6 protein-coding genes are annotated in these 13105 nt (G+C 37.5%); 5 read left to right on the top strand and 1 reads right to left on the bottom strand.

The features are described from left to right. The first annotated feature begins 55 nt into the window (after positions 1-55). The 4 genes from JFU23_RS05625 (at position 56) to JFU23_RS05610 (ending at position 4725) form a co-directional block, all read left to right on the top strand. A complete protein-coding gene (locus tag JFU23_RS05625) occupies positions 56-988 on the top strand; it encodes a nucleoside hydrolase (RefSeq protein ID WP_201031571.1) in 933 nt (310 codons plus the stop codon). Positions 989-1105: 117 nt separating this feature from the next. Beyond that, positions 1106-2215, top strand: coding sequence for a serine hydrolase (locus JFU23_RS05620; RefSeq protein ID WP_201031570.1), 1110 nt, complete (start codon positions 1106-1108; stop codon positions 2213-2215). Between the two features lie 101 nt (positions 2216-2316). Continuing rightward, positions 2317-3825 carry an argininosuccinate lyase gene (argH, locus tag JFU23_RS05615; protein ID WP_033709365.1) on the top strand — a complete coding sequence of 503 codons (1509 nt, stop codon included), beginning with the start codon at positions 2317-2319 and terminating at the stop codon, positions 3823-3825. A 66-nt stretch (positions 3826-3891) separates the two neighbouring features. Beyond that, positions 3892-4725, top strand: a complete 834-nt coding sequence (locus JFU23_RS05610; protein WP_201031569.1) for a GNAT family N-acetyltransferase — start codon at positions 3892-3894, stop codon at positions 4723-4725. Positions 4726-4760: 35 nt separating this feature from the next. Here the strand turns inward: JFU23_RS05610 and JFU23_RS05605 are convergent, their stop codons facing one another. Next, a complete protein-coding gene (locus tag JFU23_RS05605; RefSeq protein ID WP_201031568.1) occupies positions 4761-5510 on the bottom strand; it encodes a (S)-benzoin forming benzil reductase in 750 nt (249 codons plus the stop codon). Positions 5511-5626: 116 nt separating this feature from the next. Here JFU23_RS05605 and JFU23_RS05600 point away from each other — a divergent pair, with 116 nt between their 5' ends. After that, positions 5627-13099 (top strand): DUF7507 domain-containing protein, encoded by a 7473-nt coding sequence (locus tag JFU23_RS05600; protein ID WP_201031567.1) that lies wholly within the window; start codon positions 5627-5629, stop codon positions 13097-13099. Positions 13100-13105: the final 6 nt, after the last annotated feature.

The following is a 13105-nucleotide window of genomic DNA, read 5'->3' as shown; positions in this document are numbered from 1 at the left end:
TATTCCGTCATGTATTCATAAAGTAATAACAATTGATGGGATGGAGTTGAGGTCTATGAAAAAAATATTATTTTTAGGAGACCCAGGAATTGATGACTCTTTAGCAATTATGTATGGATTATTGCATCCTGATATTGATATTGTTGGAGTAGTAACAGGATATGGGAATGTAACGCAGGAAAAGGCGACGAGTAATGCGGCGTATTTATTGCAAATGGCGGGCCGGGAAGATATACCTGTTATTAATGGAGCGAAAATTCCTTTATCTGGGGAGTTTGTAACATATTATCCGGAAATTCATGGGGTAGACGGTTTGGGACCTATTAAGCCTCCTAAAACTTTTTCTCCCAATATTAAACCTTTTTGTGCATTTTTCGATATCATTGAAAAATATAAAGGAGAACTAATCATTGTTGATGCCGGCAGATCAACAACATTAGCGACGGCATTTATTTTAGAAAAACCAATGATGAAGTATGTGAAAGAATATTATATAATGGGCGGAGCTTTTTTAATGCCCGGAAATGTTACACCAGTCGCGGAAGCCAATTTTCATGGTGACCCAATTGCATCACAATTAGTTATGCAAAATGCAAAAAATGTGACATTAATACCGCTTAACGTTACATCAGAAGCGATTATTACAACGGAGATGGTGAAATACATTACGAAAAACTCTAAAACAAGTTTTAATAAGTTAATCGAACCGATATTTACGTATTATTATAAAGCTTATAAAAAGTTAAATCCCAAAATAACAGGTAGTCCAGTACATGACGTTGTTACAATGATGGTAGCGGCAAATCCATCTCTTTTAGATTACGTGTATCGTCGTGTTGATGTAGATACGGTTGGAGTTGCGAAAGGGGAAAGTATCGCTGATTTTCGCCCGCAACCTGAAGCAAAAGCGTTGAAAAATTGGGTTAAAATTGGCTGGTCTTTACATTATAAAAAGTTTCTAGAGGATTTTGTGAAAATTATGACGTAGACATAATAGTAGCATACAAGTTAAAATAATGGAGATGATTATTTAAACAATCATCTCCATTATTTTGTTTTTAAGAGATAAATAGAGAAGAGTTACACAATAGGAGAGGAATTTTACTTGAAAAAAACTATAGTATGCGCAGTGATTGTGGGTATTTTTGTTTTGCTGATATCAGGTAACTTTTTAGTGAAAAAAGTGTGGAGTTCAAATAATGATGATGCGCAGTACATAGCATCCTTTATTGAAGAACATAAAGATGAAAAGAATAGTGCACTTTTAATAAAAAGAAATGATAAAGTCGTGTATTCTGTAAATCCGGATGTTGTATTGCCAGTTGCTAGTACGATGAAGTTAATTGTGGCGCTTGAATATACGAAACAAGTTACAGAGGGGAAAATCGATCGGTCTAGTTTCGTTTCAATTAATGATGTGAATCGTTATTATGTGCCGGGTACAGATGGTGGTGCACAAGATAGATGGCAAAATTATTTGCAAAAAAAAGAAAAGATAACTGAAGGAGCGGTTTCTTTAGAAGAAGTTGCAAAAGGAATGGTTAAGTTTAGTTCTAATGCAAATACTGAATATTTAATGGGGGTATTAGGATTAGACAATATTAATCGGAATTTACAAAGTTTAGCACTTCCTGCACATCAACCGCTATTTCCGATTGTTTCATCTTTATACATTCCGGGATATTTGCATAAAGAATTACATGTTCCAAAATATAAAATAGAGAAAAAGTTAAAAGAAATGTCTCAAGAGCAATATCGTGAATATGCTATGATTATTCATGAACGCTTAAAAAAGAAGGGACCATTATTACAGAAGGAAATTCCTCTGTATTTAGAGGAACGTTACGACAAAATTTGGTCGGATAGATTGCCGGCTGCTTCCGCTAACGATTATATGGTACTGCTTCAAAAGGCAAATCATCAAGGTGGTCTTACAGAAGCGGAAGAAAAAGTGTGGGCGAATATCGTTGAAACAGATATGAGCGCAAAGAAATATCGTAAAACATTCAGGCATGCTGGACAAAAGAATGGTTATACACCATGGACGGTAACAAAAGCAGTTTATGCAATGGATAAACGCGGAAACTGTACAGAAATTGTTTTCTTGGCAAATAATTTAAATGAAGATGACAGTGCTGAAATACGTAAACATTTAGCAAATCTACACTTTCAAGTGTTGCAAAGTGATAAGTATGATGCGACTTTTATTAAATAAACTCGGTGCTATGAGCGCCGAGTTTATTTTTATGTACAAGCACTTTTTCACCATCCTTGGGTATGATGGGTAGTAACACTTAGGCGAAAGGGGAAAAGGTGATGAAACAGAGTAAAGAAGAGTTTATTAAGAATGAAGGCGCTGATTTCCCTGGGAAAACATATGTAGATTGTGTATTACAGCACGTATTTAATTTTCAGCGTAATTATTTATTAAAAGATATGTTTCAAGTGCATAGGGCACATATTGCTATGTTAACTGAAGAGAAGTTAATGAAAAGAGAAGAAGCGAAAGTTATATTAATCGCACTTAAAAAAGTAGAGGGGATTCCAAAGGAGAAGTTGCTATATACAGAGCAACATGAAGATCTTTTTTTCTTAGTTGAACATTTGCTTTCTCAAGAAGCAAAGTGTGAATTTGTAAGTAATATGCATATCGGTAGAAGTAGAAATGATATGGGTGTAACGATGTATCGCATGAGTTTACGGCAATTTGTATTGCGGTTAATGGAACATCATTTATTGCTGCAAGAAAGTATGCTGGAGCTCGCCGGTGAACATATGGAAACAATTATGCCCGCGTATACACATACACAACCGGCGCAGCCGACAACATTTGGTCATTATATTTTGGCAATTTATGATACGATGCAACGAGATTTAGAAAGAATGAAAAAAGCGTATCATCTTTTAAATCATTCTCCAATGGGGGCAGCTGCCCTTTCTACAACAAGCTTCCCAATTAAGAGAAAACGAGTGGCACAGTTACTTGGGTTTACAAATGTAATTGAGAACTCATATGATGCTGTTGCTGGAGCAGATTATTTATTAGAAGTTAGCTCGTTACTAATGGTTATTATGACGAATACGAGTAGATGGATTCATGATTTTTTACTATTAGCGACGAAAGAATATGATGGGATTACTGTAGCGAAGCCATATGTGCAAATAAGTAGTATTATGCCGCAAAAACGAAATCCTGTTTCAATAGAACATGCCCGTGCTATTACGAGTAGTGCTTTAGGGGAAGCATTTACTGTATTTCAAATGATTCATAATACACCATTTGGCGATATTGTCGATACGGAGGATGACTTGCAGCCGTATTTATATAAAGGAATCGAAAAGGCGATTCGTGTTTTTTGTATGATGAACGCAGTTATTCGAACGATGAAAGTAGAAGAGGAAACGTTAAAAAGTCGTTCATATAAACACGCGATTACGATTACAGATTTCGCAGATGTTTTAACAAAAAACTATGAAATACCATTTCGGCATGCACATCATGCAGCAAGTGCGATTGCAAATATGTCATTGGAGCAGAAAAAGGAGTTACATGAATTAAATTTCAAAGACATAAATGTATACTTACAAGAAAATTTGAAAGTAAATTTATTAGAAGAAGAGTGGAAAGAAATTATATCACCAGAAGCTTTTATTCAAAAAAGAAATGTATATGGTGGACCGAGTAAAAAAGAGATGGAGCGTATGATTAAAAATCGAAAAGAGTCATTTCAAAAAGAAGAAGAGGTATTTGAAAAGGAAAAACAAAGAATTTTACAAGCTGAAAATGATTTGAATACGTTAGCTTCGAACATTATTGAATCGTAAAAGAAGGATTTAATGAATTAATCGCCAATACTTAATTTAAATATAAATCGAGGGAAGAGATTGTCGATGATTCAATTACATGTATATGAAGAGATTCTTAATTTTACAGAAGAGGTTACACCATTTTTAGAGAAGAATGAGCAGGAAAATAATCTCATATTAGGTGTATTACAAATGGTCCAAGAACCGATATTTATAGGAGTAGCAAAACAAGAGGAAGAAATTGCAGCTGTATTTCTTCAAACAGAAGAAAAGAAACAAATAATTGTTGCTACGTTTGAGATTTCGGCAGTAGCTATTAAGGAACTTGCAAAAGAGTTAACGAAAGTATATCCAAATATTCCTGGATTGATTGGTAATAAAAAAATCGTACAGAAATTAGCGGAAGAGATTGCAGTGTTAGAGAATAAGAAAACTAATGTTGCAATGGAGCAAGGTATATATGAATTAAAACAAGTAAAGAAAAAATGGAACGGAGATGGAATCTTTCGAGAAGTAAGTAGTGATGAGCTAACATTAATAGAGCAGTGGATATATCAATTTTGCGAAGATGTGAAGCTTCCTACTACGAAAGAAGAAGCGAAACAAACTGCTCATACATTAATTACTAATCATCGTCTATTTGGTTTAGAAGTAGACGGGAAGATTGTTTCTGTAGCTGCAAAAACGAGACCGACTACAAACAATATAACAGTTAATTTCGTATATACACCGAAAGAAGCTCGGAAAAAAGGGTACGCATCTAGTTGTGTCGCTGCACTTAGTCAACGTATGTTAGATGAAGGCTACAAAACAACGACATTATATACGGACCTGGCAAATCCAACATCAAATAAAATTTATCAAGAGATTGGTTATGAGAAGATGATGGAGTCTGTACTCATATTTTTAGAGAAATAGAATGAAAAGGCACGCTATTATAGCGTGCCTCTTTGTTATTCATCAATTCGAATTACTTCACCCTGCGGGAAGTCCTCCGTTTCTAGTAAGTTACGAATAGCTTTCGCAACATATTCAGGTGATAATAGCTTTCCTTCTTCTTTTAATGAGATGAAGCGGTCTAAATTTGTGAAGTCTTCTTTATTTGTTTCACGAATTTGTGTTTGCATATTTGTATCAACAACACCTGGTGCAAAAGAAACGATTTTTACAGGGTATTCTTTTTCTACTTCTTCAGTAGCTACGCACTGCGTAAACATATTTACACCGGCTTTCGTTGTACAATAAGCGCCCCATCCAAAATAAGGGTTTTTCCCTGCTCCAGACGAAATATTTATAACTCGTTTATCTATTTTCCAGTTTTTCGTATGTTTCATGAAAGTAGATGTAAGAATTATAGGTGCAAGTAAATTAATGTGAACGTTCGTAATGAATTGTTCGCTTTCTGCTTTTTCAATTGGCATCATTGGTGCGACTGTGCCTGCATTATTAATTAAATGAATAGATGAAACTTTGTCTTCTTCTATAGATGAAACGACTTCGCTAAAACGAGTTTCTAAATTATGTACATCTTGAAGATCTACGGAATGGAAAATACAAGTACTGTTTTTTTGCTCTGCGAGTTTAGTAAGCTCTTTATTTTCTCTTCTAGAAATAGAGATGATGGTTGTGTTTTCTTCTAACAATTGTGCGGCGATTGCCTCACCTAAACCTTGTGAAGTTCCTGTTACGATAACGTAGCGCATAGTTTTATAAACTCCTCTCGTATGTGCGGAATTTTTTTGGACAACGTACACTCTATAGTTTGTCTACATTTTATAGTATAGAGCACTTTTTACTATAAATGAAATGAGATGATTACGTGCCTTTTTTGAATCGCTTTACAACAACAGTAACTGGTGCCGTCACGTTCACTGGGAATACGTTGGGACTTAGTCCTACATCGCCTGCGCCAGGTAATATTTTTGGTACACTTGCTGTATTTACGACAGTAAATACGTCGTTACAAGTACCAGGATTCCCAGCAGGAACAACGGATGACTGGCAATTGAATTCTTCAAGTGCAATTTTAAACCTTCCGGCAGGGAGTAGTATTTTGTATGCAGAGTTGGTTTGGGCTGGTACTTTCCGGACTGATACGGAAGATGTATTACCATTTTTAAATGATAATATTACATTTACAACACCAGCAGGAACATTTTCAGTTACGCCAGACCCTGCTACCGCGCAGCAAGGTTCGGTAGGAAACCAGTTTTATTATGCTCGCTCTGCTAATGTAACGAATCTTGTAAGTGCAGGTGGGGCAGGCACATATACAACAGGTGCCGTGCCAGCTGCAAGAACTTCAGCTGATCCAACAATCAGTCGTTCAGCTGGCTGGACGCTTGAGGTAGTTTATCAAAATGCAAGTTTACCACTTCGGAATTTGTCAGTATATGCAGGTCAAGAAATTATCGATGCTTCATCCCCGCCAGTTGATGCTACTATTTCAGGATTTGCTACTCCAGCAACAGGAGCTGTTACAGGAAGAGTGCTCGTAACTGCTCAAGAAGGTGATTCTAACATTGTTGGAGATCAGCTTCGCTTTGGACCGAATGCAAATGCTACAGTCGCATTATTCGGACCGAGAAACCCCGCGAATAATTTCTTTCAATCACAAATTTGTAATGATAGTGGCAATCTAGATACGAGCGGCACATTTGGAGATTTGAATCAGCCGTTAGGAATCGCTTTAGCAGTCCGAAGACAAGGGTGGGATATTACGAATGTAGACGCCTCATCTTCTTTAGTAAACAATCAGACGTCAGCAACTGTTCGCTTTGTCACAAATGGAGATGGATACGCTGCAGCTGGTTTTGGTGTTCAAATTGATGCGACAGGTCCAATCATTAATCCTGTTAAATCGGTTAATAGAACAGTTGCAGGGGTAGGGGATACTCTCACCTATACGATTACGTTCCCGAACACAGGAACAGGAAGTGCAGAAAACGTTGTATTACAAGATAGTATTCCGAACGGAACGACATTTGTAGTAGGTAGTGTAACGGTAGGTGGAGTAACACAACCGAGTGCGAATCCAGCGAATGGAATTAATTTAGGTACAATCCCAAATAACACGCAAAGAATTGTTACATTTCAAGTTCGAATAACATCGTTCCCGAACCCAAACCCTATTCCAAATCGTGCAATGGTGTCATATCAATTCCGTCCTTTTGTCGGTAGTCCCCCTATTACAAGTACGTCTTCTTCAAATACAGTACAAACGACAGTGAATCAAGCAACTATAAGTATGCAAAAATCTGTAGACCTACAGACGGCAACGCTTAATGACGTATTAACGTACACAGTTAATGTCACGAATAATGGGAATGTTGCTGCAAACAATGTTATTTTTGTTGATAGTATCCCTGCAGGAACAACATTTGTCGCAAATAGTGTTACGGTAAATGGAGTAGCACGTCCAGGAGCGAATCCATCAAGTAGTATTAATCTTGGAAGTATTAATGCTTCACAAACGACTGTAGTGCGCTTTCAAGTTCGAGTAACATCTAATCCTCTTGTAAATCCAATTCCGAACCGTGCAAGTGTAACATTTAACTTTACTCCAGTGCCTGGCCAACAACCAATTTCAGGTCAAGCGACAAGTAATACTGTATTTACTACTATTAATATAGCTGATATAAGAACGAGAAAAACAGTGGATAGAGCTTTTGCGACAGTTAATGACGTTCTTACGTACACCGTTACAATTGAAAATACAGGAAATGTACTTGCGACAAATGTTATTTTTCAAGATCCGATTCCAACTGGAACGACTTTTATTCCAAATAGTGTGACTGTAGATGGGGTTTCACAGCCTGGAGCAAATCCTGCGACTGGGTTTACGGTAGCGAATATATCTCCAGGTGGAAGTAGGACAGTGACTTTTCAAGTACAAGTCACATCTACGCCATCAGGAGGGACGATTGCGAATCGTGGAAATGTATCGGCTAATTTCGTCGTTATTCCGAATCAGCCGCCAGTAACGATTAATAGACAAACGAATACAGTTGTAACACAAGTTAATACAGGTGGTTTAAATGTAATAAAGGAAGTGAATACAACGCAAGCGGCAGTAGGGGACACTTTAACATACACGATTGCCGTCCAAAATACAGGAAACGTTCCGTTAACAAATGTGTTTTTCCAAGACACTATTTCTTCCGCTGTTTCATTTGTTGCGAATACTGTAACGATTAATGGAGTACCGCAAAGTGGATTGAATCCGAATACAGGATTTTCTCTTCCAAATATTCCTGCGGCTCAAACCGTTGTAGTCACATTTGACGTATTAATTGTACAGGATCCAGAAAATGAAGATATTTTAAATCAAGCAAATGTAACAGCAAGTTTTCAAGTGAATCCGAGCGAACCGCCAGTAACAATTAATGTTCCTAGTAACATTGTGAATACAACTGTACAATCAGGGAATTTTGAAGTTGTGAAAGCAGTGAATACGGATGTTGCAACGGTAGGGGATGTTTTAGTATATACAATCGAAGTCATAAATGCAGGTAGTGTACCAGCTACAAATGTATTTTTCCAAGATTCAATTCCACAAGGGACATTATTTATTGAAAACAGTGTATTTGTTAATGGTGTTTTACAAGAAGGGGCAGATCCAGAACTTGGATTCCCATTAAATAATTTGCCTACTGGCGCGAGTGTAATTGTTACGTTTGAAGTATTAATTGATGAAATTCCCCAAGGAAATAATGTCGTAAATAATGCGAATGTAACTGGAGATTTCCTTGTAAATCCAACAGAGCCACCGATTACTGTAACAGTACCAAGTAATACTGTTATGACAGTCGTGAATTCTTCAGGGTTAAATGTAATGAAGAGCGTAAGCGCTACTGAAGCAGGAGTAGGAGATACGTTAACGTATACAGTTCGTATACAAAATAGTGGAACAGTAGCAGCGACAAATGTATCATTCCTTGATCCAATTCCATCTGGAACAACGTTTGTAGCAAATAGTGTAACAATAAACGGGATATCTCAACCCGGTTTAAACCCAACAACTGGATTTCCACTTGCTAATATTCCAGTAGGAGGGATGGTAACAGTTACTTTTCAAGTGACGATCACGAGTGTACCACCAAATAGAGTTCTTCCGAATAATGCGAATGTAACTGCGGATTTCCAAGTAAGTCCTCTCCAGCCACCAATTACAATTGTAACGATTAGTAATATTGTTGTGACGCGAGTGAATGTAGGATCAATTAATGTAATAAAGAGTGTAAACACACCGCAAGCAGGTGTAGGAGATACGTTAACGTATACGATTCTTATTCAAAATACAGGAACTGTTCCTGCAACAAATATTATTTTTCAAGATCCGATTCCTGTTGGAACTGCGTTTGTAGCGAATAGTGTCACGATAAATGGAGTTGTTCAGCAAGGTGCAGACCCTGTGGTAGGTTTTCCAGTTCCGAATATTCCAGTTGGGCAAACCGTTACAGTTACGTTTCAAGTTATAGTGACGAGTGTCCCGAGTGGTGGAAATATTAGAAACCAATCAAACGTTACTGCAAGTTTTCTTATAAATCCAGCTAATCCTCCAATAACGACTGTTACGAATAGCAATTTCGTCGTGACGCAAGTAAACACAGCACAGTTAAATATACAAAAATCTTCATCTGTACAACAAGCGGCACTTGGAGAAATTTACACGTATTCTGTTGTCATTAGAAATAATGGAACGGTAACAGCAACGAATGTCTCTTTCATTGATCCAATTGCTCCAGAAACAACATTTGTAGCAAATAGTGTAACGATAAATGGAACTCCTCAACCTGGATTTGATCCAAATATAGGTTTTACGCTTCCTAATATAGCTGCTGGCACATCATTGACTGTAGCGTTCCAAGTAACAGTAGTTGCGCCATCCACGCGTGGAGCCGTACTAAACACGGCAGCTGCTACGGCCACTTTTTTATTAAATCCTTTACAGCCCCCTGTAACAACGACAAATTCAAGTAATACGACAGTAGTTACGATACCGTTACCTCCTCCTGGTGAAGTAACAGCAACCAAAACAGTTGACGTTGCAACTGGAGCGGTTGGGGATGTATTAACGTATACCGTGCTAATTTCAAACGTAGGAATTATACCTGTTACAGATGTGTTCTTCCAAGATGTCATACCAGAAGGAACGACATTTGTAGAAGATAGTGTAACGATAGGTGGGGTGCAGCAACTTGGTTTAAATCCAGAAATAGGATTTACAGTTACTCCATTATTAATTAATGGTGGAAGTATTGAGGTAACGTTCCGAGTGACGATTACAGAAATTCCAGATAATGAAGTCATATTAAATGATGCAGACGTTACATTTACTTCACAACCAAATCCGCAGGAACCACCGATTACGGAAACGATATTAACAAATTTAGTCGTTACGACAATTAATATAGCGTTTATTTTTCCGTTAAAACTAGTAGATAAAGAAGTAGCGACTGTAGGAGAAATTTTAACGTATGATGTATTGATTTTTAATTTTGGAACAGTGGCAGCGACGAATGTTCAATTTATAGATACTACTTCCGCGGGTGTAGCATTTGTACCAGGAAGTGTGAGCATAAACGGGGTACCAGCACCAGGATTAGATCCTTTTATCGGTTTTACAGTTCCAGATATACCTGTAGATGATTTTGTACTTGTCACATATCAAGAGATGGTAACGAGCATACCAGAAGGTGGAACAGTTGTTAACTTTGTAGATGTTACGGCTACATTTGCTGTAAGTGAAACAGAGCCGCCTATTACTGAAACAACGACAAGTAACACGACATTAACCGAAATAAATGAACCTGGTTTGAATGTTTTAAAATCAGTAAGTGAGCCAATTGTTGCAGTAGGCGATACAATCACATATACGACAGTAGTTCAAAATACAGGGACAGTGACAGCGACGAATATTCAATATAGTGATGTATTACCTTCCTCTATAGCATTCGTGCCGAATAGTGTAACGATAGGTGGTGTGATACAACCTGGGTTCAATCCTAATAATGGATTCCCACTTCCAGATATAAATTCAGGGGGAAGTGTAGAAGTCACGTTCCAAGTAACCGTTGTTAGTGTTCCATCAAACGGAACAATTGCCAATACGGCAAATGTTACTGGAAGCTTTATATTAGTACCAGGAGAACCACCAGTTATAGTAAATCAGCCAAGTAACACAACGCTCACAACTGTAAATAGAGGACGCTTTAATGTTATTAAACAAGTCAATAGAGCTGCTACCTTAGTTGGAGATGTATTAACGTATACAGTGCAAATAACGAATACAGGAACAGTAACAGCTAACGATGTTCAGTTTATTGATACGATTTCAGCAGGAGCGTCATTTGTACCAAATAGTGTAACGGTAAATGGAACTCCGCAACCTGGTTTGAATCCGATTACTGGGTTTGGAATTGGCGATATACTTGTTGGCAATACGACTATAGTGACGTTCCAAGCGATAGTGACAAATATTCCATCTTCAGGAACGATAACGAATGTTGCAAATATAACAGGAAGTTTTACTTTAGTACCAGGAGAACCACCAGTTGTAGTAACAGAGCCGAGTAATACGACAATAACAAGGGTAAATAGAGGGCGATTCAATGTTATAAAAACTGTCAACAAACAGGCGACACGATTAGGAGATACGTTAACGTATAGTGTGCAAGTTACAAATACAGGAACGGTAACAGCGACAAATGTGCAATTTATTGACGTTCCATCACCTAGTTTAGAATTCGTTCCAGGGAGTGTACAGATAAATGGGATTCCACAAGTAGGTTTAGATCCTTTTGTAGGCTTTTCATTACCGGATCTTGCAGTAGGAGATAGCATACTAATCACATTTGAAGTAAATGTAATCGTAATTCCGCCTTCTAGTAGCATTATGAATACAGCGAGAGTAACTGGTGATTTCGAATTGATTCCAGGAGAACCACCGTTTACAATTACGAATTCCAGTAATACGACAGTCACACCAGTAAATAGAGGCAGTTTAGATATGCTGAAAGAAGTAGATCATTCAATTGTTGGAGTAGGAGAAACGGTAACGTACCGTGTTCGCATATTAAATACTGGTACGGCTGATGCAATGAATGTTCAATTTATTGATGTGTTATCTCCGGAAGCGGCTTTTGTACCAAATAGTGTAACGGTAAATGGAGTAGCACGTCCAGGAGTAAATCCGCAGGTTGGATTTACGATTTTAGACATTCCAGTCGGTGAGACGGCGATTGTAACATATGAAGCTACAATTACAAGTTTTCCAGATGGTGGTACAGTGGTGAACGTTGCTGGGGCATCGGCAGAATATATTTTAGTACCAGGGGAACCGCCAGTTACAGTGATGGACACGAGTAATACAGTTATTGTAACGGTAAATACTGCAATCTTATTTGTTGCAAAAGGAGCAAACTTTGAAGTAGCAATGGTAGGAGATGTTGTCACTTACGGAATTGCTGTTATAAATGATAGTACAGTTCCTGTGACGAATATTATTTTAACAGACATCATTGACCCAAATACGTTATTTATAAATGGCACGGTAACGGTAAATGATGTACCTTTTCCATTTGCCAATCCGAATACCGGTATCCTTTTAGGTGATTTTCAGCCGAATGATGCAGCAATTATTAATTTCCAAGTTGTAATAACAGGAGGGCAAATAAATAACTTAGTAACAAATACAGCTATAGCGAATGGGCTTGCAACTGTAAATCCTAATGAGCCGCCAGTAGTAGTTGAAGGCGATAGTAATACAGTTGTTATCCCGTTTATTCCTCAAAATGTTTCAACAACAGTCGTAAAAACGGCAGATCTTCAATCAGCAACGATAGGCGATGTTATTACGTTTACGACAGTTATTACGAATACGGGGGATACAGCGATACAAAATATTCGTTTTCAAGATATGTTAGATAGTAGTTTTCGATTTGTTCCTGGAAGTGTAACTGTTGATAATACGCCAGTGCCAAATGTAAGCCCAGTATCAGGGTTTCTTATAGGAAGTTTAAATCCAGGTGAAGCACGGACAGTTTCGTTCCAAGTAACAGTTCAGAGTGCACCAAGTGGTTCAGGAAATTATATTAATCAAGCGAGTATTCGCTTCGAACATCAAGTAGGCACAGTATTGCCACCTGTTACACAAATAATAGATAGTAACATAGTTGTCATTCCATTTGTTCCAACGATAGAACAAATTTGTGAAACAAACTTTAATTGTTTAGACAAAATTCCATTTCACTGTTCTCCGTGTAATCAGTTGCGAATAAATAAAAAATAAACACAA

It is taken from the genome of Bacillus sp. TH50, from assembly GCF_016650565.1.
In the GTDB taxonomy this organism is placed as follows: Bacteria; Bacillota; Bacilli; order Bacillales; family Bacillaceae_G; genus Bacillus_A; species Bacillus_A mycoides.
Note: the sequence above shows the minus strand (reverse complement) of the source record. Positions and strands in the feature narration are given on the sequence as shown.